We start from the raw sequence: 23599 nt of genomic DNA on the forward strand, positions 1-23599 counted from the left end.
AGGAGCTGAAGTAATTCAGCTCCTTTTATGTAGGTGCGCCCGGCATGGGCGCAGTCTAACAGGTGAAAGTCCCGATCTCGCGGGTTAATAGTGTCGAGCCGATCAGTGTAATACATAGATAGTATGGAAATTTATATTTTACATTAATTACTATGTTTGACGTATCAATTTTGATATAGTAAAATATAATAGTATCTATTTTGAAGGGAGTTGACCAGAGAATAAATGAAGGTTGACATAGATATAGTTGAAAAAGATCTCCAAAAAAATCCATTTGACGCCTTTATGGGATTTCATGTTGAAAAAGCTGAGGATGATGAAGCAGTACTCCTGTTTGAAAATAAAGGAAGCGCATGGGAAAATCCGAATGGAACTATGTACGGCGGAGTGCTCTATGCCATGGCCGACTCAACGATGGAGGCGGCTTGTGCCCTTAAGGGGAAAGCTGTTTTGACGCTGGATTTGGCGATGAACTATTTTTCTCCGACATATCCTGATACGACGGTTCGTGCAATAGCTAAAGTGGTTCATAATGGTCGTACGACAATGGTGGCGCTTTGCGATTTTTATGATAATAATGAACGATATTTAGCTCATGGAAAGGGAACTTTTTTTGTAACAGGAGAATATCATTTTCCAAAAGAGGGGGATGATATTAATGGCTGATGAAGAGAATTTTTTGAAGCGAGTTCATAGTGAAGAATTAAAAGAACGATTTCGCAATATTTATATCGGCGTATATCAATTGACTCCATATTTCAAGAGTCTTCCGTGTACAATAGAAGATATTGACGAAGGCTTTGCGCGTGTTCGATTTGACATAACAGAGAATCTTTGCAATTATCGGGGAATTGCTTCAGGAGGCATCTTAGCTGCTTTTTGTGATACTCTTATGGGTATGGCAAGCAGGAGCCTGGGGTATCAGGTGACAACTCTCGAAATCAATATGAATTATATCCGGCGCGTTGCCGGGGGAAAGTACATTACGGGAATCGGTCAAGTCGTACATCATGGCGGCAAGACAATAGTTGCTGAATGCGAATGTTTTGATAGCGAAGGTCATATTGTTGTAAAAGGGCGTTCGTCTTTTTATATTTTGGGGAAGTTTGAAAAATAATTAAATGGAAGGTTGGTTATCAACATGGATTTCAGTTACAATGAGGAACAACAGGATATTATTAAAGTCGTTCGCGATCTTGTAGAAAAGGAAATCGTTCCCTATGCGGGAGAAATGGATGAGAAAGGGAAAATCCGTGACGGATTACTTGATAAATTAGCTGCTCAGGGATTGTTGGGAGTTGCTATTCCTGAAGAATTCGGAGGTGCCGGTTTAGATGCGGTTACGATTGCAGGCATTTATGAAGAATTAGGAAAAGGTTGTGCCGGAATAGCTACAACTGTTGCTGCTAACGCGTTGGCAGCTTATCCTGTTATTATAGCCGGAAATGATGATCAGAAAAAGCGATATTTTGATATTATCTGCCAAGATAAACTAGCGGCGTTTGCTCTTACCGAACCCGGTGTTGGTTCGGATGCCGGTGCTGTTGCGACGTCTGCTAAAAAAACAGAGGATGGCAAAGGCTATATTTTAAATGGCACAAAGTGTTTTATTACGAATGGCGCATTGGCAGAGGTTTTTGTTATTTTTGCCAATACACGTAAAAGTGTCGGCATTCGTGGATTGACGGCTTTTATTGTACGAAAAGGAACTCCCGGTTTTACTGTGGGCAAAGAAGAAAACAAAATGGGAATTCGTGCGTCGAATACGACGGAGTTGATTTTCCAAGATTGTTTTGTTCCTGTTGAAAATCGTCTTGGCCGTGAAGGGCACGGCTTCCGCATTGCCATGAACACATTGGATGCTGCCAGACCGTTTGTGGGGTCTATTTCCGTTGGTATAGCAGAAGCTGCATTTCGTGCCTGCGGGGAATATGCGAAAGTTCGTCAGCAATTTGGCAAACCTATTGCTTCTTTTGAAATGGTTCAAGGGATGATTGCTGATATGGCCATGAAGGTTGAAGGTGCCCGTCTTTTAGTACAGCGTGCCTGCTGGATGAAAGATCAGGGAATGGAATTTAGCCGGGAAGCTGCTATTGCGAAGTGCAATGCTTCGGATATTGCTATGGATGTTACTGTTAATGCAGTGCAGGTTATGGGCGGATATGGCTATATGAAAGAATATCCTGTGGAAAAATACATGCGTGATGCCAAAATCATGCAGATTTATGAAGGTACAAATCAAATCCAAAGATTGGTTATTGCCAACAAGACATTATACTGATAGAATATAAATCATATGAAATAGTGCTATGAAAAAGAGAACATGGGAGAATATATCGGGTACAGGGAATCAGAATCATAGATTGAGAGTTTTGATGCCGATGCTTTCATGTGTTCACTTTGGAGCTTCCCGTTGAATGAAGTAGATGGGACGGATATCTCCGTTAACGGATGAAAGAGTAATAATTAGGGTGGTACCGCGAAACGTGACTTTCGCCCCTTAGGGGGTGGAGGTCTATTTTTTTACGATAGAGGAGGAACTGTGATGAAGGAAAAAATTGAGGTTATCAAAGCTGCTGTACGGGAACAGATTGATAACGCGGAAGCACTGCAGGATGTGCAGAATATTCGTGTCAAGTATTTAGGTAAAAAAGGAGAACTAACGGCGGTAATGAAAGAACTCGGCAAATTATCGAAAGAAGAACGTCCTGCTGTGGGTCAGTTAGTTAATACGGCACGCACTAAGATTGAAGCAGCACTTGCCGATAGAATGGAAGAATTGAAACAACATGAAATGGAACAAAAAATTCAATCAGAAAAAATAGATATTACGTTACCTGGACGTAAACCCGTTCTAGGTCATATGCATCCGCTCCATTTAACACGGCGCTGCATGGAAAATGCTTTTTTAAAAATGGGATTTTCCATTGCTGAGGGACCAGAAATTGAAGATGATTATTACAATTTCCAGTGCTTGAATTTTCCTGATGATCATCCGGCACGTGACATGCAGGATTCTATGTACATTACGGATAAAATTTTGCTGCGTACCCATACGTCGCCTATGCAGGCTCGAACATTACAGGCACATAATCCGAATGAACCGGTTAAGGTCATTGTGCCGGGCAAAGTGTATCGCTGGGATTATGATGCTACGCATTCCCCGGTATTTCATCAGATGGAAGGACTTATTGTCGATAAAGGAATCCGTTTTTCTGACTTGAAAGGGATGTTGGAAGACTTTTTAAGAGAGATTTTCGGACCGGAAACAAAGGTCCGTTTTCGTGCCAGTTTCTTCCCTTTTACAGAACCGAGTGCTGAAGTAGATATTTCTTGTGTGATGTGCGGCGGCAAAGGTTGTCGCGTATGCTCGCATACAGGTTGGTTGGAAATCCTCGGCTGTGGGATGGTGCATCCCAATGTATTGCGCTTAAACGGGTATGATCCGGATAAGGTCAGCGGATTTGCTTTTGGCATGGGTGTGGAACGCATCGCTATGCTAAAATACGGTATTGATGATTTGCGGTTGTTCTATGAAGATGATATGAGGTTCTTGAATCAGTTTTAGGAGGTAAAAAAATTATGAAAAGTTCATTACGCTGGATGAAGGAGTATGTGGATGTCGATACAACCAAGGATCCACAAATCTTTGCTGATATTATGACTGTTGCCGGTGTGCCTGTAGAACAAGTAGAATGCTGGGGGACCGATATCAAAAATATATACACGGGAAGAATTCTGAAAATTATAAAGCATCCTGATGCCGATCATCTTGTTATTTGCCAGATGGACATGGGAGATAAAGAACTTACTATTGTTACGGGGGCACCGAATGTTCGTGAAGGGCAAGTCGTTCCCGTTGCTATTCATGGAGCGATACTGCCGGGTGGGGTGAAAATTAAAAAATCCAAACTTCGCGGTCAAGTTTCTGAAGGCATGTTATGTTCTGCGCATGAATTGGGTTTTGATGACAGTTTGCTGCTGCCGGAGGAACGCAACGGCATTTGGATATTGCCGGATAATACACCTGTCGGGGTCGATGCTGTTGATTTTTTGGGACTTAAAGATACCGTTTATGAATATGAATTAACTCCGAACCGTGCGGATTGTTTCAGCATGGTCGGCTTAAGCCGTGAATTTGCTGTTTTAGGTAATACAACAGCAAAATATCCTTCCATTGAAGTCGATGAATGCGAGCAATCCATTAGCGGTAATGTGATCGTTACGAATGAAGCTCCTGAATTATGCAATCGTTTTGCATCCCGTCTGCTTTTAAATGTAAAAATAGGAAAATCTCCATTATGGATGCAGCAGCGTCTCCGTAAATCCGGAGTTCGTCCGATTAACAACGTGGTTGATGCAACAAACTATGTCATGTTGGAATTAGGGATTCCGATGCATGCCTATGATTATGATAAGGTTTCCGGTCATCATCTCATTCCGCGTCGTGCAAGAAACGGGGAAGTATTAAAAACATTGGATGGTGTAGAACGTATACTTACTTCCGAAATGCTGGTTATTGCCGATCCTGATAAAGCTTGCGGTGTTGCTGGGGTTATGGGCGGTTTTGAAACAGAAGTAACTGGTAAGACGACAGCTGTTATACTTGAAGCCGCTTCTTTTAAAGGTTCCACTATTCGTAAAACCGGTCGCGCGCTTGGTTTGCGTTCGGAAGCTTCAGCACGCTTTGAACGCGGTATAGATGCAGAAGGCTGTATTGCATCGTTAGACCGTTGTGCACAGCTTTTGCAGAAAATGGGAGCTTGTGATGTAGCACGGGGAATTATTGACATATATCCAGAACCACAGCCTGTTACGCGGATATCTTTTACGGTTCAGCAAATTAATGCCTATCTGGGGACAGATATTCCTGGCGACCAAATGGTTTCGATTTTGAAGACATTGGAATTTGGTATCGAACAAGGAGACAATGATAGTATCACGGCGATAGTTCCATCTTGGCGCGGTGATTGCACAGAAATGGCAGATATCAGTGAAGAAGTAGCACGTATTTATGGATATGAAAATATTCAATCTACAAGACCGTGGAGTAATATTTCTGAAGGGGAAGAAGGATACCATCATGAAGTAACGGAAAAAGTTTCTGAAATTCTCAGCGCGTGCGGTTTGAACGAAACAGTGACATTCAGCTTCATGAATCATGAATCACTAAAAAAACTGCTGTTCCCGGCTGAAGATCCATTATATACGGCGGTACCTATTCTTAATCCTATTACAGAAGAATTTCCGCTGATGCGTACGACCTTGCTTCCTTCCCTTATGGATATGCTGGTTAGAAATCAGGCCGTGAAAAATAATGCTGTTGCCGCCTATGAAATTGCTTCTGTATATATCCCGAAACAATTGCCGATTACTGAACTTCCGTATGAGAAGAAACAGGTTGCCGGCGTTCTTTATGGATTACGTGATACAGGAATATGGCCCGGAAAAATTGCTAAATATGATTTTTATGATGTCAAGGGAATTGTAGAAACCGTGCTTGAAGAACTGGGTATAAGCGCTGACTTGGAAAGTACTGAATTTGCACCGTTTCATCCGGGAAAAGCTGCAAAGTTTGTAAAAGATGGTAAAATACTGGCTCAATTCGGCGAATTACATCCTGCTGTTATCGATAATTATGATATTGCAGGTCCTGTGTATGCTTTCGAAATGTATTTAGATGTAATGATTCCTTATATTGATTTTATTGGAAACTACAAAAAAGTTGCTAAATTCCCTGCGATTAGTCGTGATTTAGCCTTTTTGGCCCCCGTAGGAACGGCTAATTCGGATATTCAGGAAATCCTTATTAAAGATGGGGGAGAATATCTGGAATCTGTTCATCTTTTTGATATGTACCAAGGAAAACAAGTTCCTAAAAATTATAAGAGTATGGCCTATTCTTTGACATTTCGTTCAGCGGAAACTACGTTGACTGATGAGAATATCCAAATGTATATTGATTCGATGCTTGAAGATTTGAAGAATAATCTGGACTGTACTTTGCGCTAGAATGTTTTGCTCTTTAAGCGGTATCCTCCGTCTGTTAAAATAGACGGAGGATATGTTTGTTTCGTTTGTAGGTTTACCATAGATATGTTACAAAAACAGAAAAGAGAGAGCACCATTTTGTGTTATGCTTAAGTTGTCTATACCAAACCACAACAGAAAGGGTGCTCTCTCATGAACAGCATAACACAAGATGTAAAGTATCGTCTATCTATTCTTTCTTACGCCAGAAAATATGGTGTGACTATTGCTGCTATAAAATATCGTACGAATCGCCAGTTTATCTATCGCTTGCAATGGCGCTATGATGGGACCCCGGCATCGTTACAGCCCCGATCCAGACGCCCTCACCATCATCCCAATCAGCACACGTCTCAAGAGATAACGTTTATTCAGAATATGCGACGACGAAATCCGCATGCCGGGCTGGTCGTGTTTTGGATCAAGCTAAGAAAACGGGGATATACACGATCCATCACGGGCCTATATCGCTGTTTAAAGCGTATCGGACTCACACGGGAATCCGTACCGAACCCAAAGTACATCCCCAAGCCCTATCAACAAGCACTGTTCCCTGGAGAAAAAGTGCAGGTAGATGTCAAAGTAGTTCCTTCTGCTTGCATCGTGGGGCAGGCACATGCGCTGGGTGAAAGAATGTACCAATACACGGCTATGGATGAATGTACGCGCGTTCGGTATTTGGAAGCATTCCAAGAACAGAGCACCTATTCTTCCACGATATTTCTCCAACACTTGGTACGAAGATTCTCGTTTCCCATTTGTAAAATCCAAACCGACAATGGCTTTGAATTCACCAACCGATTTGGTCGAAGTAAGACAGCGGAACTCACGCTGTTTGAACGACAATTGGCAGCCTATCACATTATCCATCAAAAAATACGGCCGTATACGCCGCGGCATAACGGAAAGGTAGAGCGCTCTCATCGAAAAGACAACGAGTACTTCTATGCGGAGCATCGTTTTTATTCTTTTGCAGATTTCAAAAAACAGTTAGCAGTACGTAGTAGAGAATACAATAATTTTCCTATGCGTCCTCTGGCTTGGAAATCTCCTAACGAAGTCCTTCGTTCTTTTCTTGCTACTGTGTAACATATGTTTGACAAACCTACAAGACGGAGGATATGTTTGTTTCGTTTTTATTGTCAATCGTGGAATTTTATGATATGATGAAGAGCGTAGTATGGAGTTTTATAGATAACGGACTGGGTATAGTGCCCATAAGGAGGACTTTTTAGAATGAAAGTAACAGTCAATGAAGTAGACCAGCATAAAGTAACTCTGCACATCGAAGTGCCTGTAGAAGAAGCGGAAAAGGGCACAAAAGCAGCTTGCAAAAATTTAGCCAATAAGGTAAATATACCGGGCTTTCGTAAAGGAAAAGCACCGCGTAAGGTGTTGGAAAGCTTTTTGGGTAAAGATGCTGTAAAAGAAGAAATTTTTGAAGTTATTGCTTCAAAATCCTATAATGATGCTTTGAAAGAACAGGACATTATACCTGTTACGGATCCTGATATTAATGTTGTTACTAACGAAGTCGGACAGGATTTAGTATTTGAAGCGACACTTACGAAAAAACCGGCAGTTACGCTTGGCGAATATAAAGGTATTAAAGCAGCTAAACCAGCTTCCGAAGTTACGGAAGAACAAATTTCTGATGAATTGATCAATTTACAGAAAGCACATTCTAAACTCGTTGTAGCGCTGGAAGGTACAGAAATTGCCAATGATGATTTTGCCATTATTGATTTTAAAGGGAGCATAGATGGCGTTCCTTTTGAAGGCGGAGAAGGGAAAGCTTATCCTCTCCAGATCGGTTCCGGCAGTTTCATTCCTGGCTTTGAAGAACAACTTATCGGTTGTAAAGCGGGAGATCAGAAGGAGGTAAAGGTATCCTTCCCGGAAGATTATTTCCAAAAAGATCTTGCGGGTAAGGAAGCTGTATTTGCGGTTACCGTAAATGATGTAAAACGTCGTGAACTGCCAGCTCTTAATGATGAATTTGCTAAAGAATATTTTAAAAATGAAACGTTGGACGAGCTTAAGAACGACACTCGGAAAAAGTTAGAAACACAAGCTTCTTTTAAAGCATTGGAAACTTTTAACGGGGAAGTATTGAAAACAGCGATAGGCAATGCTGAAGTTGATATTCCGGAAGTAATGATCGACGATAAAGTTACACAGATGCTTGAAGAACTCACCATGAAACTCGAAACACAGGGTATGAAAATCGATGATTATCTGAAATATACAAATCAAGATATGGATAAGCTCAAGGAAGGCTATAAGGAACCAGCTAAAGATAATGTGAAGATGGATCTTGTTCTAGAAGCCATCTGCAAGGCTGAAAATATCGAAGTAAATAATAATGATTTGAATGCTGAAATATTTACAATGGCTCAGAATTTTGGGGCGGATCCCAAAGAAGTTTATAAAATTATTATGAAGGAAAAACGTATTCCGATGCTCGTTCAGTCGGTAGGCCGTAAAAAAGCCGCTTCCTTTATTCTTTCCAATGCTATTGATACGAACGCTAAGGAAGAAGAACCGAAAGTGGAAAAGGTAGAAGCCGAAGATAAAGAATAAGACATCCGGAACGTTATAATTACGAGGTGTTAGCTATGAATATGCAATATGTACCGATGGTTGTGGAACAGTCGTCTCAGGGAGAACGGAGTTATGATATTTATTCGCGCCTTCTGAAGGATCGCATCGTTTTTTTGGGTGGCACTATTGAAGATGTAACTGCCAATACGATTATTGCACAGTTATTATTCTTGGAAGCGGAAAATCCTGATAAGGATATTCATTTATATATCAACAGTCCAGGCGGTGTTGTAACAGCCGGGATGGCGATTTATGATACAATGCAGTATATTAAACCGGATGTTTCTACGATTTGCGTGGGATCGGCAGCTAGTATGGCTTCCGTTTTATTAACGGCGGGGGCAAAAGGGAAACGGTTTGCCCTGCCTCATTCACAAATTATGATTCATCAACCTTTGGGCGGTGTTCAGGGACAGGCCACGGAAATTGAAATCCATGCCCGAGAAATCCTGCGTATGCGCAAAGAATTGAATACGTTATTGTCTCAACATACGGGACAGTCGTTAGATGTTATCATGAAAGATACAGAACGTGATAATTTCATGACTGCTGAAGATGCCAAGAAATATGGATTGGTCGATGAAATTCTTCTTCGTCCTCATGATATGGCACCCGTGAAGTAGTCACTACCAGGAGGAACTATTGGTGAAAGATAGGACAGAAGAACCAAAATGCAGCTTTTGCGGACGGTCGCAAAGCGAAGTTCAGAAGTTGATAGCCGGTCCCGGTGTATATATTTGTGATGAATGTGTAACAGTTGCTCAGCATATTCTGGAAGAAGAAATGAAGGAAGAGTCATCTTCTTTCCAATTAAAGGAATTGCCGACACCGCATCAAATCAAAGAGACACTGGATCAGTATGTCATCGGACAAGAAAGTGCAAAAAAAACGTTGTCGGTAGCTGTATATAATCATTACAAAAGATTACAGACCGGCAGTATAGTAGAAGATGTAGAATTACAGAAGTCTAATATCATTATGGTAGGGCCGACAGGATGTGGTAAAACACTTCTGGCGCAAACACTGGCACGTCTTTTGGATGTACCATTTGCCATTGCTGATGCGACAAGTTTGACCGAAGCTGGCTATGTTGGAGAAGATGTAGAAAATTGTCTGCTTAAATTGATTCAGGCAGCTGATTATGATATCGCCAAAGCTGAACGTGGCATTATTTATATTGATGAAATCGATAAAATTGCCCGTAAGTCGGAAAATCCGTCTATCACCCGTGATGTATCTGGTGAAGGAGTACAGCAGGCTTTGCTTAAAATTTTGGAAGGAACCGTTGCGGGAGTGCCGCCTCAGGGAGGACGCAAACATCCGCATCAAGAAATGCTGCAGATTGACACCACAAATATTTTGTTTATTTGCGGCGGTGCTTTCGATGGTATTGATAAAACGATATTAAACCGTACATCTGATAAAAATATGGGGTTTGGCGCTGACATTCATTCAAAAGATGAACAGTCTATGGAAACTATTTTGCAAGAGATTATTCCTGCCGATTTACAGAAATTTGGCCTTATTCCAGAGTTGGTTGGCCGTCTTCCTGTCTTGGTGACGTTGAATCCTCTGGATGAAGATGCAATGATGCATATTTTGACGGAGCCTAAAAATGCATTGGTCAAGCAATATGAAAAGATGCTTGATATGGATCACGTTAAACTTACGTTTGAAGAAGACGCCTTGCGGGCCATTGCAAAAGAAGCTCTGCGCCGGAATACAGGGGCCCGGGGGTTGCGTTCTATTATTGAACGCATTATGCTGGATGTCATGTTTGACGTTCCTTCCCGGACAGATGTTAAGGAATGTATCGTAACGAAAGATTGCGTTACAAAAAAAGCGGAACCTACCATTATTATGGAATAGGTATATACGCATTAGACATGCTTACAACAGCAAAACTCATTTCTTCATCGTGAGAAATGAGTTTTGTTTTAACTTATAGAATTTTATTTAAGAAAAGGAAATGTAGGTGAATCAAATGGATGATAAATCAATCTTGGCTTTGCCTTTTGTTCCTTTGCGCGGCATCGTTGTGTTTCCAAAACTACTGAGTCATTTGGATATAGGACGTGAAAAGTCTTTAGCTGCTGTAGAATATGCAATGGCTCATGACCGTATGCTGATCGTATCGGCACAAATAGATGAAAATGAAGACAATCCTGATTTCGATGATATATATCATACAGGAACATTAGTAAAAGTTCAGCAGATGCTGCGCCTTCCCGGCGGTGTCGCCCGGGTTCTCGTTGATGGAATTTCTCGTGTAAGTATACACGGCTTTTCTCGCAAGAAAAATTATTTTGAAGTTGCCGGAGTTGAAATAAATGAATATGGTACTTCCTCTGTAGAAGATGAAGCATATCGACGGGTCATGCTTGGCCGGTTTACAGAGTGGTTGGAAACGATTAAAAACAGAGATGATATTCTGCAGAAGGCGCAGACTCTTACTACCCCGGGTATACTTTCCGATTTTATTGCTTCCCAGTTACCTCTGCAAATGATAGTCCGGCAAGAATTACTGGAGATAGCAGATGTATCTGAACGGATGCGTCGAATTTGTTCGCTGCTTGATACGGAAGTAGAAATCGCCGATTTGGAGTCGCAGCTGAATGTAGAAGTACGTGGAAAAATGGATCAAGCTCAAAAAGAATATTATTTACGTGAAAAGATTAAAGCGATTCATAAAGAACTGGGGGATAAAGTTGATCCCGATGAAGAAGTAGAAAATCTGCGTAAAAAAATTCATGATATGAAACTTGAAAAGTCGGTGGAGCAACGTTTATTGAAAGAAGTAGACCGGCTTGATTCAATGCCGCCTATGATGGCAGAATCGGCGATTATCCGTACTTATTTAGATTGGGCCTTGTCTTTGCCTTGGACTAAGGAAACAAAGGATCGGCTGGATTTAGCAGAGGCTCAGAAAATTCTGGATGAGGATCACTATGGACTAACAAAAATAAAAGAACGTATTATTGAATTTTTAGCTGTTCGACAGCTGACACATGATTCAAAAGGACCTATTTTGTGTTTGGTAGGACCTCCGGGGACGGGGAAAACAAGCTTGGCACGTTCTATTGCGCGGGCTATGAATCGTAAGTATGTACGTATTTCTTTAGGAGGCGTGCGTGATGAAGCCGAAATTCGCGGTCATCGCCGGACTTATATCGGTTCTATGCCGGGGCGGATTATATCAGGTATGAAGCAGGCCGGTACTAAAAATCCAGTGTTTTTGCTTGATGAAATTGATAAAATGACATCTGATATGCGTGGTGATCCATCTTCGGCACTTCTTGAAGTGCTGGATCCAGAACAAAATAATATGTTTAGCGATCACTTTATTGAAATACCGTTTGATTTATCTAAAGTGTTTTGGATTATGACAGCCAATGTGATGAGTGATATTCCTAAACCTCTTCAGGATCGGATGGAAATTGTTGAACTTTCAGGGTATACAGATGAGGAAAAATTGCAGATTGCAAAACGCTATCTTGTGCCAAAGCAGATTGCCGCTAATGGAGTTACAATGGCTAGAGCTAAGTTTTCAGATACCGTTTTGCGCCATATTATTCGTGATTATACACGCGAAGCTGGCGTCAGATCGCTGGAACGCAAAATTGGAGCAGTTTGCCGTAAAGTTGGCAAATCGCTGTTATTAGGAGAAAAGACACCTCTTACTGTGAGTGTTAAGAATTTAGAAAAATTATTGGGACCTGCGCGTTTTTTTGATACGAAGCTTAGTAAAAACGATGAAATCGGTATTGTAACAGGATTGGCTTGGACCCAGGTAGGCGGTGAAGTTTTAGAGACAGAAGCTGTCGCTGTAAAAGGAAAGGGGCAACTTACCTTGACCGGTCAGTTAGGGGATGTTATGAAAGAATCGGCTGAAGCCGGAGTAACTTACATACGTCGTCGGGCAGATGATTTAGGATTAGCCGAAGATTTTTATACAAACACAGATCTCCATATTCATCTTCCCGAGGGGGCCATTCCTAAGGACGGACCGTCGGCAGGAATTACAATGGCAACTGCGATTGCTTCCGCATTGACGGGTAAGGCGGTACATCATGATATCGCGATGACAGGTGAAATTACATTGAGAGGGACGATACTGCCGGTGGGAGGAATTAAGGAAAAGGTATTAGCAGCTCATCGCGCAGGTATCAAGAAAATACTTTTGCCCGTAGATAATAAACGGGATATGGCAGATGTACCCCGGTCTGTGCAGGAAGATGTACAATTTGTATTTGTCCAGTCCATGGATGAGGTGTTAAGTCAAGCGTTGGTGAATCATGATGACAGAATCTAGAGATTTGCAGATTATAAGAGCTGAATATACGGCTTCTGCTGTACGCAAGGAGCAATACCCAGAAAGTGAATTAATGGAAATTGCTTTTTTAGGACGATCCAATGTAGGAAAATCGAGTCTCATTAATTCTCTTTGTAATTATCGAGGGTTGGCACGGGTAAGTGGTGAACCCGGAAAAACACAGACTGTAAATTTTTATACTGTAATATTGCGGGAAAAAAAGGGAGAGGAATCAGAACGCTGCCCATTGTTTTTTGTTGATCTTCCGGGCTATGGTTTTGCTAAGACGGGAGGAGCCAATCGAAATATGTGGGGTACCTTCATAGGAGAATATATTGAACAGTCTCCGAGATTAGCGCTATTATGCCTGCTTATGGATTTGCGGCATCCCGGACTTGCTATAGATAAAAAGGCTTACGAATGGATGCGCAGTCATGGCGTACCGCTGCAGATTATTGGGACTAAAGCGGATAAACTGAAAACAGCAGAACGAAAACGTAATTTGACAACATTGGATCAATTGTTTCCGGGAACTTTTCCGGCAGTTGCTTATTCTTCTTTAAAAAACGAAGGACGGGAGATACTGTTAAATCGTTTTCGCAGTATGATTTAAATAATGTAAAGGTACTTGTTTGTTGTTTTCGAACGAACAGGTACCTTTTCGATATAGTGAGAAACGAGCTCAATTGATTTATGAAATTTGAGCTTTGGTACGGTTATGCGGTATAAAATCAGCTGTGTAGGTTTGTCAAACATATGTTACATAGCGGAGAGAAAAGATCGGAGAACTTCATTGGGAGATTTCCAAGCCAGGGGACGCATAGGAAAATTATTGTATTCTCTATTACGGACAGCCAACTGTTTTTTGAAATCTTCAAAGGAATAAAAGCGATGATTCGCATAGAAATACTCGTTATCTTTTCGGTGAGATCGTTCTACCTTTCCGTTATGTCTTGGTGTATAGGGACGGATTTTTTGATGGATAATGTGATAGGCTGCCAATTGTCGTTCAAACAGCGTGAGTTCCGCTGTCTTACTTCGACCAAATCGGTTGGTGAATTCAAAGCCATTGTCGGTTTGGATTTTACAAATGGGAAACGAGAATCTTCGTACCAAGTGTTGGAGAAATATCGTGGAAGAATAGGTGCTCTGTTCTTGGAATGCTTCCAAATACCGAACGCGCGTACATTCATCCATAGCGGTGTACTGGTACATCTTTTCACCCAGCGCATGTGCCTGCCCCACGATGCAAGCAGAAGGAACTACTTTGACATCTACCTGCACTTTTTCTCCAGGGAACAGTGCTTGTTGATAGGGCTTGGGGATGTACTTTGGGTTCGGTACGGATTCCCGTGTGAGTCCGATACGCTTTAAACAGCGATATAGGCCCGTGATGGATCGTGTATATCCCCGTTTTCTTAGCTTGATCCAAAACACGACCAGCCCGGCATGCGGATTTCGTCGTCGCATATTCTGAATAAACGTTATCTCTTGAGACGTGTGTTGATTGGGATGATGGTGAGGGCGTCTGGATCGGGGCTGTAACGATGCCGGGGTCCCATCATAGCGCCATTGCAAGCGATAGATAAACTGGCGATTCGTACGATATTTTATGGCAGTTTTTGTGACACCATGCTTTGTTGCATAGGAAAGAATAGATAGACGATATTTTACATCTTGTGTTATGCTGTTCATGAGAGGACTCCCTTTCTGTTATGGTTTTGCGTAGTAACTTAAGCATAACACAAAAAGGTGTTCTCTCATTTCTGTTTTTGTAACATATCTATGGTAAACCTACACGGTTATGCGGTATAAAATCAGCTGCCTCTATATATTTTATATAAAATTTGTTATAATAAATAAGATTGCCGAATATTTTGCAGTATATTAATGATTTTGACACAATTCTTACAACTACTGTAATTCCTGGGAGGGATGGGGAAATATGTCTATTATGGCAATTGAAAATAAAGGTGATTTTCGATTGCGTGTCATTGATCAGCCGGGCATTGTGATTGTTGATTTTTGGGCATCATGGTGCGAGCCCTGTAAGATGATTCGTTCGGAGATTAAACGAGTGGCAGAGACATTTGAAACTAAAGTTAAAGTGGTTAAGGTAGATGTGGATGCTTTTCATGAATTGGCTGAACAGTATGAAGTTATGGCCGTTCCTACTTTGTTGTTTTTTAAAGACGGCAGACTTATTAAACGGCTTATTGGGTATGCATCACAGCAGGAAATTGAAAAATTGCTGCATACACTCGAATGATACCTAAGTAAAAAGTAAATTTTGACAGGTAAAACCGAAGAATGGTATAATACTCATAATGAATTCAATTAAGTTGGTGAAAAAAATGCTATTGTCTATTGTAGTTCCTGTGTATAACGAAGAAGATAATGTAGAGAAGTTTTATGAAGAAGCCATAAAAGCAGTAGGGACAATAGACATGGATTATGAAATTATATTTGTCGACGATGGTTCGAAAGATGCAACACCGTTGATGTTAAGTCGTTTGACACAACAAGATGAACATGTTCGTGCGTTGATTCTGGCTCGAAATTTTGGACATCAATTGGCAATTACGTGTGGTATGGATCATGCACAAGGGGATGCGGTTATTACGATGGATGGGGATTTACAACATCCACCGGTGATGATTCCTGATTTAGTAAAAAAATGGCAGGAAGGGTATGAAGTGGTCCAGACGATTCGGGTGTCTACGGATGATGCGAATTTCCTTAAACGGACAACTTCGAAATGGTATTATAAGATTATCAATGCTATCTCTCAGGTCGATATCGTTCCGGGGGGATCAGATTTTAGATTGATAGACCGCAAGGTATTGGAAACCTTTATGTTGTTTCGGGAACATGATAGATTTATTCGCGGTATGATGGGAGATATTGGCTATAAGCGGACGACAATTAAGTTTGTAGCACCACCGCGTTATGCCGGTAAATCAAAGTTTTCTCCTCGCAAAATGCTGCGATTTGCTTTGGATGGCATAACAGCCTATTCGACTATGCCGTTAAGAGCTTCCCTATATATTGGGTTATTGAGCGGCTTGCTCAGTGTTTTTTTGATTATCCATGTTTTATATTGTAAATTGGCTGGATTGGCTGTTCCCGGCTGGGCGACTACTATGATTGTCGTGTCGCTGGCAGGTGGTCTGCAGCTTATATTTTTGGGAATTATTGGGGAATATATTGGCCGGATATTTGAAGAGGTAAAGCGTCGGCCTTTATATTGGATACGGGCAGAATTAGGCCGGCATCGCAAGTAGAAACTGTATACATAAAAGAGTATCGAATCCTGACGAGGTACGGGACTATATTATGATAACCCGGAGATAGAAAGGAGTCTTTATGTGGAAGAATGTTAACAGAATTTTTTTGATGGCTGTCTTATTGATGATGATGGTCGTTCCAGTTGGTGCCTATTATTCCATTGGTGATAAGGGAAATGATGTAATGCTGATACAACAGCAGCTGATAAAAAAAGGGTATCGAGTAAAAACAAACGGTATATATACGGAAGATACGGCAAGAGCCGTTGCCAAGTTTCAAGCGGATCGGCGCATTCAGATTAGCGGTAAAGTAGGAGATTGGACTTTTTACCAAATTACTGGAAAACGTATGAAGATGATCAACGAAGATCAAATTAGTTATCAAAGATTTTCTTCTGATGATATGGGCAATCGTCTTGTTTCTATTGCTAATAAATATGTCGGGGTTCCTTATGTATGGGGTGGGAATACACCTAAAGGATTTGATTGTTCAGGGTTTACAAAATATGTATTTTCTAATGCGGGCATCAATTTGCCACGTCTGGCTGATCAGCAGTATATGGTTGGCTCTCCTGTTTCAAGGTCTGATTTGATTCCCGGAGATCTCGTGTTTTTTACAACCTATTGTCCGGGTGTGTCCCACTCGGGGATTTACGTAGGCAATGATAAATTTATTAGTGCCACATCAAGTGGTGGTATTCGTGTAGATAGTATGTCAAACGGGTATTGGTCTTCTCGGTATGTGGGTGCTAAACGAGTACGTTAACAAGTAATTTGCGCAGACAAGGGGGCGGATCGCCTCCTTGTTTTGTAGTTTTATAAAAAAACATATAAATTAAAGGTGTATTATATGGGAACAGTTGCTTTAAAGGGGGTAACTAGAGTATAATCGTTCCCATAAAGGAAGATAACAGAGGAGTGTTTACAGCATGAAGTATATGACGGGAAATGAAATTCGCAGTGCCTATTTGAATTTTTTCAAAAGTAAAGAACATATGATTTTACACAGTTTTCCATTGATACCGGAAAATGATCCCAGTTTACTGCTTATAGGTGCCGGCATGGCTCCGTTAAAACCCTATTTTACGGGTAAACTTGTTCCACCGTCTTATCGTGTAACTACCAGCCAAAAATGTATTCGCACGGGAGATATTGATAATGTGGGACGCACAGCTCGTCATCATACGTTTTTTGAAATGCTGGGAAATTTTTCTTTTGGCGATTATTTTAAAAAAGAAGCCATTTCTTGGGCTTGGGAATTTCTTACAGAAGTGTTGGCACTAGATAAAGATAAACTCTATGTTACCATTTATCCGGATGATACGGAAGCATATGACTATTGGCATAATATGATCGGACTGGCAGATGAACGGATTTTTAAAATGGAAGACAATTTCTGGGAAATTGGAGAAGGTCCTTGCGGTCCCGATAGTGAAATCTTTTATGATCTTGGTCCGGAACGTGGTTGTGGACAACCTACTTGTACCGTTGGATGTGATTGCGACCGGTATCTTGAAATATGGAATCTTGTTTTTACACAATTTGATCGGGATGCTAATGGAGAATATCATCCATTGGAAAAAAAGAATATTGATACAGGAGCAGGTTTGGAACGACTAGCTTCTGTGATTCAGCAAAAAGAATCAAATTTTGAAACGGATTTAATTTATCCTATTATCGAACAGGTACTTTCTATTTGTCATAGAGAGTATTCTGATCCTAGCGACAAAGTAGCTCTTAAAGTTATTGCAGACCATATCCGGGCAATTACGGTCATGATCAGTGATGGTATTTTGCCGTCCAATGAAGGCCGCGGGTATGTATTGCGGCGTATATTGCGTAGAGCGGTGCGGTTTGGCCGTGTACTGGGAATTACTGATATTTTCTTGGCAGGATTAGTTGATACGGTTATCGAAATTCTTGGCGGGGAATATCCGGAACTGATAGAGCATAAGAAATTTATCAAGAAAGTTATCGAAACGGAAGAAAAGCAATTCAGCGCTACGCTAGCACAAGGGTTAGCGCTTTTGAAGGAAACCATGGACGCGTCCGGGGACAATAAAGTGCTGGCTGGGTCAGAAGTATTTAAATTATATGATACATTTGGATTTCCCGTAGAGCTGACGGAGGAAATTGCACAGGAGCACGGAATTGCTATTGACAGAGACGGTTTTGAGAAGGCAATGAAGAAACAGCAGGAACGTGCCAGAGCGGCTCGTCATGATGCCGCTGCTAAAGTAGCAACACCTGATACAACACATCTGGATCAGGGAAAATTGACGAACGATGTACATGCCGTTACTGCTGAAGTCGTCATGTTAGGCAAAGATGGCATTGAAATAAAGGAAGCTCATGATGGCCAGGAAGTTACTGTAATTCTTGATATAAATCCCTTTCATGCAGAAGGTGGAGGACAGCTTGGCGATACCGGTGTGCTTACCAGTGCATTTGGCAAGGTCGTTGTCGAAGATGCTAAGGCATTGCCCAATGGGTTGGTGTATTTGATAGCTGCTGTAGAGGAAGGGGTAGTTCATTGCGGAGATGTCATGGATATTGCCGTTGATACGGATCGTAATCTAGCTATGGCCCGCAACCATACAGCAACACATTTGTTGCAGGCTGCATTGCGCCGTGTGTTGGGAGATCACGTCAATCAGGCTGGTTCTCTCGTTACTCCGGAACGACTGCGATTTGACTTTACGCATTTTTCTCCTATTACAACGCAGGAATTGGATCAAATTTCAGATTTAGTAAATACGGAAATCCTTAAGGCGATTCCTATTACGATTGAAGAAATGCCTATTGCGGCAGCTAAGGAAAAAGGAGCTATGGCGCTTTTTGGTGAAAAATACGGGGATATCGTCCGTGTGGTTACTGTAGATGATTTCAGTTGTGAACTTTGTGGCGGCTCTCATGTAGCCAATACCTCTGTGATCGGTTCTCTGCGTATTTTAAGTGAATCCGGCATTGGTACAGGGGTGCGCCGTATTGAAGCTGTAACAGGGGCTGCTGCACTTGAAAAATCACAAGCGGATGTTAAAGAACTGGAAATAATAGCCAGTCTTCTTAAAACAAAAAGCGAAGAGATTCCAGAAAAATTGGAACATATGTTGACTCAAATGAGAGAAACAGAAAAAGAATTGCAGGATTTAAAAAAGAAAGAGGTTCTTTCCGGAGTAGATTCCATTATTGCACATAAAGAAACTATTGCTGCGGTATCTGTTGTTACAGCGCAAGCTGATGTTGATTCTATCGATGAATTACGTGATTTGGCGGATACTATATTGGATCGTCTCAGGGGCGGCGTCGTTTTATTGGGAGCCATTCATGCGGATAAAATCAATTTTGTTTGCAAGGTGGCCAAAGCAGACACGGCAAAAGGTCTTCATGCCGGAAAAATCATCAAAGCGGCAGCACAAGCTGCCGGAGGTAATGGCGGCGGCCGTCCTGATATGGCGCAAGCCGGCGGCAAAGAACCGCAGCATATAAATGAAGCTTTAAAAGCTGGCTATAGGGCCATTTACGATGTATTAGAAAAATAGTCCAATGAGGATAAGGAAGTGTTGACAATGGCTATTAATGATGAAACGATGATTGTTAAATCCAGAGATGAAGAACAAACGGTAGCATCTATGATATTTGAAGATGTCTATCATTCTTTGGAGGAAAAGGGGTATAATCCAATCAATCAGATTGTGGGCTATTTGTTGTCCGGAGATCCCACGTATATTACGAGTCATAATAATGCTCGCAGCAATATACGTCGGATTGAACGCGATGAACTGATAGAAGAATTAGTTCGTTCTTATGTAAAGCAGCATAAGCTATAGGTGGATATGCGTATATTAGGATTAGATGTAGGTTCCCGTACGATTGGAGTTGCGTGCAGTGATGCACTGCTGATTACAGCACAAGGAATAGAAACGATTCGACGGGAATCAAAAGCCAAAGATTTTGGCCGGCTGCAGGAGATTGTAAAAGAAAAAGAAGTTCATCGTATTGTCGTGGGAAAACCACGTCATATGAATGGCGATAACAGTGTAAACATTGATAAAATAGAACATTTTGTCGCAGAATTAAAAAAAGTGATGCCCTATATGGAATTTGTATATTGGGATGAACGCCTAACGACAGTTATGGCTCAACGTCAATTGATAGAGGCCCATGTACGTCGTGAAAAACGAAAACAAGTTGTGGATAAAATGGCGGCTGTTTTCATCTTACAGAATTATTTAGACGCTCAAGGAGGATAACATGGCAGAAGAAATGATGGAAGAAGTTCCAGTAATCGTTATTGAAGACGAAGAAGGAAATGAAGTGTACTACCATGAAGAAACATCGTTAGAATACGATGGCAAGAAATTCAGTATCCTCGTCCGGTATGCAGAGGACGAAAATGGGGAAGAAGCTATTCCCGAAGATGCGGAAACCATTATTGCCCGTGTCGACATGGAAGATGGGGAACCGTTGTATGTAGCTCCGACAGATGAAGAATTTGAAGCTGTTTTACGGGAGTATGAAAGAATGTTTAATGAAGAATAGACGGTACTCTTTATTTTATTTATAACCGCCTAAATGATACTGTAATAAAATAGTTCTCAAAAAATCCCGTTGAAAAAACAAAAAGTTTTCAACGGGATTTTATATAGACAGTTATTTTCTTTGCCATACATTTACTGCGGCATCAACAATATTCTGTATTCCTAATCCATAGTTTTTCATCAATTCACAGGGATTTCCGGATTCTCCAAACGTGTCATGTATACCGACAAGGCATATAGGGACATTATTATGCTGAGACAATAATTCACAAATTGCGCCTCCTAAGCCGCCGGCTTGCTGATGTTCTTCGGCAACGACGACGGCTCCTGTTTCTGCGGCACAAGAAAGTATCGTTTCTTCATCTAATGGTTTAACTGTATGTACATTGACTACACGGGCGGAAATTCCTTTTTTTTGCAGTTGTTTGCTGGCGTTTATACTTTGGTGGACCATTGTTCCGTTTGCAAATATTGTAATATCGCTGCCAGGGCGGAACACACATGCCTTGCCTAAAACAAAGGGCATATCATCGGTAGTAATGACCGGAACCGCTTCTCGGCCAAAGCGAATGTAACAGGGGCCTGTGGTGTGATAGATTGCCATGGTGGCTTTATAGGTCTCAATGGAATCGCAAGGCACAACAACTGTCATGTTAGGCAGGACACGCATGATAGCGACATCTTCCAATGCCTGGTGCGTAGCGCCGTCGGGTCCGACAGAGATACCTGCATGGGCACCGCCGAGTTTGACATTTAAATTGTTATAACATACGGTATTGCGGATTTGATCCCAGGCACGACCAGATAGAAACACTCCATATGTAGATACAAAAGGAATCATGCCGGCTAGAGCCATTCCTGCCGCTGTACCTACCATATCTTGCTCGGATATCCCCATATCTATAAAATGATCGGGAAATTGTTGCTTGATCCAATCCGCCCTCGTTGATTTTGCAACATCTGCATCAAGAACCAATACATTATTGTCAATTTTGCATAATTCCAACAATGCCTTTCCATATCCATCCCGCATGGGTATTTGTTCCATTATTGCACCTCCAAGGATAATTCTGCCATGGCTGCAGCATATTCTTCGGTATTGGGTGCTGTACCGTGCCATTTTGCTTGATTTTCCATATAGGATACACCCTTCCCCTTGGTGGTAGCCGCTAAAATAACGGTAGGAACTCCTAAATGCGTTTCTGACTGTTTGTAGGCTTTGTGTAGGGCAGATATATCGTGGCCATTTACTTTGATAACATTCCAACCGAAACTATGCCATTTTTCATCTAACGGTTCCATATTTTTTATATCTTTTACCGAACCGTCAAGTTGTATGCCATTGCAGTCAATAATGGCACATACATTGTCGAGTTTATTCTGAGCAGCAAATAACGCAGCTTCCCAAATCTGTCCTTCCTGCTGTTCACCATCACCCATAAGGCAATATACACGTGGTGTACGGTGGGTATGCTTGAAGGAAAAAGCAATACCGTTGGCAATAGAAAGCCCTTGCCCGAGAGAACCGGCCGAACAGTCAAGACAAGAGAGCTTTTTCATATTGGGATGGCCTTGGAGAGGACTACCAAAGGTACGAAGTGATTCAAGCTCTTTTACCGGGAAATATCCTTTACGGGCCAATATACTGTATTGCAATGGGGCGGCGTGCCCTTTTGATAAAATGAAACGATCTCGTGCAGGGTTATCGGGATCTTCCGGGAAACATCGAAATATATCTGTGAAATATAAGGAAACCATAATTTCTACGGAAGATAAAGAACCACCTGGGTGTCCTGAACCGGCAGTATAAATCATCCGCACGATATCCTTTCTTATGGTATTGCATAACCGCTGTAAATCTTTTAGTCCTGACATATACAGACTCCTCTCATTTTGCCAAAAGATAAATCACTAGTACCATACAGGTCAACACAAAAACGCACCATATCGAAGCTCGATGCCCGATATGGCTGCGTTTTTATTGGGAGCTTGTCTTTTCGAGTAACCTTATAGTACTATTTATGTCTTGCCCAATTACAATACAGCATGTAAATCACGAAGGTAACAAGGGCGGAAATAATAATTGAAAAAAATGCATCCATATTACCACTTCCTTTATGTCTTTATCGTACCATGCTTATATAGTCAAGTCAAATCCGATATTCTTAAAAGTTCTTATAATGCAAGCGGTTCAGTAGTACAGTGGGGAGAAATTTTACAGGATATATATTATAAGACACAAGAAAAAAGTTTCTAATAAATAATATTAGAAACTTAGAGATAATATATGGTGGGAATAAGTGGATTCGAACCACTGACCTCTACGATGTCAACGTAGCGCTCTAACCAACTGAGCTATACCCCCTTGGAATAAGATAAAACTTAGTGTTTTGAGATTACTAATAATACACTTTTTGTAAGGTTGCATCTAGAATTGTACCATAATTGACAATAGAGTGCAACCCCCATTTTCCTACATATGGTATATTCTATACTATGATATTTTTACAACAGTATCCAGCTTCTTTTTGTATTTATGAATTGTACACAGGGATTCATAGTTGGCGTAAACTTGTTCTACCGTTCGGGTACCGGAGTGTCCCATTAAAAATTTCAAATCCATGAAGAAAAGACGTTCCAATCGGCTTCAGCGCCGTTGTTGATGAAAAAGGTGTGTTTGCCATCACTCTTGAAGGGCGTGATGGCATTGATTTTTCAGCTGGTTTGACATATCTTTCATGTGTTACGATATTAGTCATGGCATGGAAATAATTACCATCTGCGTATTCAAACAGGACACCCTCGTCGCGCCGTGACAGCAAAAC

General features: G+C 41.3%; 21 protein-coding genes and 1 tRNA gene. 18 read left to right on the forward strand and 4 right to left on the reverse strand.

What is annotated here, in order from left to right; translation table 11 throughout:
- Positions 1-225 precede the first annotated feature (225 nt).
- The 11 genes from NXG62_RS01125 (at position 226) to yihA (ending at position 13559) form a co-directional block, all read left to right on the forward strand.
- Positions 226-666 carry a PaaI family thioesterase gene (locus NXG62_RS01125; protein ID WP_427113220.1) on the forward strand — a complete coding sequence of 147 codons (441 nt, stop codon included), beginning with the start codon at positions 226-228 and terminating at the stop codon, positions 664-666.
- Positions 659-1117 (forward strand): PaaI family thioesterase, encoded by a 459-nt coding sequence (locus NXG62_RS01130; protein WP_427113221.1) that lies wholly within the window; start codon positions 659-661, stop codon positions 1115-1117. Before NXG62_RS01125 ends, NXG62_RS01130 begins: the two co-directional genes overlap by 8 nt.
- A gap of 24 nt (positions 1118-1141) precedes the next feature.
- On the forward strand, positions 1142-2281 hold the full coding sequence (locus tag NXG62_RS01135) for an acyl-CoA dehydrogenase family protein (RefSeq protein ID WP_427113222.1): 1140 nt from the start codon (positions 1142-1144) through the stop codon (positions 2279-2281).
- A gap of 261 nt (positions 2282-2542) precedes the next feature.
- Positions 2543-3568, forward strand: a complete 1026-nt coding sequence (pheS, locus tag NXG62_RS01140) for a phenylalanine--tRNA ligase subunit alpha (protein ID WP_427113223.1) — start codon at positions 2543-2545, stop codon at positions 3566-3568.
- Between the two features lie 14 nt (positions 3569-3582).
- Positions 3583-6012, forward strand: coding sequence for a phenylalanine--tRNA ligase subunit beta (gene pheT, locus NXG62_RS01145; RefSeq protein WP_427113224.1), 2430 nt, complete (start codon positions 3583-3585; stop codon positions 6010-6012).
- A 171-nt stretch (positions 6013-6183) separates the two neighbouring features.
- Positions 6184-7119, forward strand: coding sequence for an integrase core domain-containing protein (locus NXG62_RS01150; RefSeq protein WP_427113225.1), 936 nt, complete (start codon positions 6184-6186; stop codon positions 7117-7119).
- 147 nt (positions 7120-7266) lie between these two features.
- The gene (gene tig / locus NXG62_RS01155) at positions 7267-8613 is read left to right on the forward strand and encodes a trigger factor (protein ID WP_427113226.1); all 1347 of its coding nucleotides are present in this window, start codon (positions 7267-7269) and stop codon (positions 8611-8613) included.
- Between the two features lie 35 nt (positions 8614-8648).
- Positions 8649-9257 (forward strand): ATP-dependent Clp endopeptidase proteolytic subunit ClpP, encoded by a 609-nt coding sequence (gene clpP, locus NXG62_RS01160; protein ID WP_427113227.1) that lies wholly within the window; start codon positions 8649-8651, stop codon positions 9255-9257.
- Between the two features lie 19 nt (positions 9258-9276).
- A complete protein-coding gene (gene clpX, locus NXG62_RS01165) occupies positions 9277-10503 on the forward strand; it encodes an ATP-dependent Clp protease ATP-binding subunit ClpX (RefSeq protein WP_427113228.1) in 1227 nt (408 codons plus the stop codon).
- Positions 10504-10618: 115 nt separating this feature from the next.
- A complete protein-coding gene (gene lon, locus NXG62_RS01170; RefSeq protein ID WP_427113229.1) occupies positions 10619-12946 on the forward strand; it encodes an endopeptidase La in 2328 nt (775 codons plus the stop codon).
- Positions 12930-13559: a ribosome biogenesis GTP-binding protein YihA/YsxC gene (gene yihA / locus NXG62_RS01175; RefSeq protein ID WP_427113230.1), complete on the forward strand. Its 630-nt coding sequence runs from the start codon at positions 12930-12932 to the stop codon at positions 13557-13559. Before lon ends, yihA begins: the two co-directional genes overlap by 17 nt.
- Positions 13560-13705: 146 nt before the next feature.
- Here the strand turns inward: yihA and NXG62_RS01180 are convergent, their stop codons facing one another.
- Positions 13706-14641 (reverse strand): integrase core domain-containing protein, encoded by a 936-nt coding sequence (locus tag NXG62_RS01180; RefSeq protein WP_427111963.1) that lies wholly within the window; start codon positions 14639-14641, stop codon positions 13706-13708.
- 250 nt (positions 14642-14891) lie between these two features.
- On the opposite strand from NXG62_RS01180, the gene trxA reads away from it, so the two are divergent.
- The 7 genes from trxA (at position 14892) to NXG62_RS01215 (ending at position 20775) form a co-directional block, all read left to right on the forward strand.
- Positions 14892-15215 (forward strand): thioredoxin, encoded by a 324-nt coding sequence (gene trxA, locus NXG62_RS01185; RefSeq protein WP_427113231.1) that lies wholly within the window; start codon positions 14892-14894, stop codon positions 15213-15215.
- Between the two features lie 58 nt (positions 15216-15273).
- Entirely contained in the window at positions 15274-16230 is a 957-nt protein-coding gene (locus NXG62_RS01190; RefSeq protein WP_427113232.1) for a glycosyltransferase family 2 protein, read from the forward strand.
- 82 nt (positions 16231-16312) lie between these two features.
- Positions 16313-16999 carry an NlpC/P60 family protein gene (locus NXG62_RS01195; RefSeq protein ID WP_427113233.1) on the forward strand — a complete coding sequence of 229 codons (687 nt, stop codon included), beginning with the start codon at positions 16313-16315 and terminating at the stop codon, positions 16997-16999.
- Between the two features lie 172 nt (positions 17000-17171).
- Complete coding sequence (gene alaS, locus NXG62_RS01200) at positions 17172-19775, forward strand: alanine--tRNA ligase (protein WP_427114300.1); 2604 nt, start codon at positions 17172-17174, stop codon at positions 19773-19775.
- Between the two features lie 27 nt (positions 19776-19802).
- Positions 19803-20063, forward strand: coding sequence for an IreB family regulatory phosphoprotein (locus tag NXG62_RS01205; protein WP_091651262.1), 261 nt, complete (start codon positions 19803-19805; stop codon positions 20061-20063).
- 6 nt (positions 20064-20069) lie between these two features.
- Positions 20070-20486, forward strand: a complete 417-nt coding sequence (gene ruvX, locus NXG62_RS01210; RefSeq protein WP_427113234.1) for a Holliday junction resolvase RuvX — start codon at positions 20070-20072, stop codon at positions 20484-20486.
- Position 20487: 1 nt separating this feature from the next.
- Positions 20488-20775 carry a DUF1292 domain-containing protein gene (locus NXG62_RS01215; protein WP_427113235.1) on the forward strand — a complete coding sequence of 96 codons (288 nt, stop codon included), beginning with the start codon at positions 20488-20490 and terminating at the stop codon, positions 20773-20775.
- 111 nt (positions 20776-20886) lie between these two features.
- Here the strand turns inward: NXG62_RS01215 and NXG62_RS01220 are convergent, their stop codons facing one another.
- From NXG62_RS01220 to NXG62_RS01230, 3 genes are all read right to left on the reverse strand, one after another.
- Positions 20887-21822, reverse strand: a complete 936-nt coding sequence (locus NXG62_RS01220; RefSeq protein WP_427113236.1) for a transketolase family protein — start codon at positions 21820-21822, stop codon at positions 20887-20889.
- Positions 21822-22649, reverse strand: coding sequence for a transketolase (locus NXG62_RS01225; protein ID WP_427113237.1), 828 nt, complete (start codon positions 22647-22649; stop codon positions 21822-21824). The genes NXG62_RS01220 and NXG62_RS01225 overlap by 1 nt, the downstream gene beginning before the upstream one ends.
- Before the next feature lie 413 nt (positions 22650-23062).
- Positions 23063-23139, reverse strand: a tRNA-Val gene (locus NXG62_RS01230).
- Between the last annotated feature and the right edge of the window lie 460 nt (positions 23140-23599).

It is taken from the genome of Megasphaera sueciensis, assembly GCF_050219315.1.
GTDB classification, from domain to species: Bacteria; Bacillota; Negativicutes; order Veillonellales; family Megasphaeraceae; genus Megasphaera_A; species Megasphaera_A sueciensis.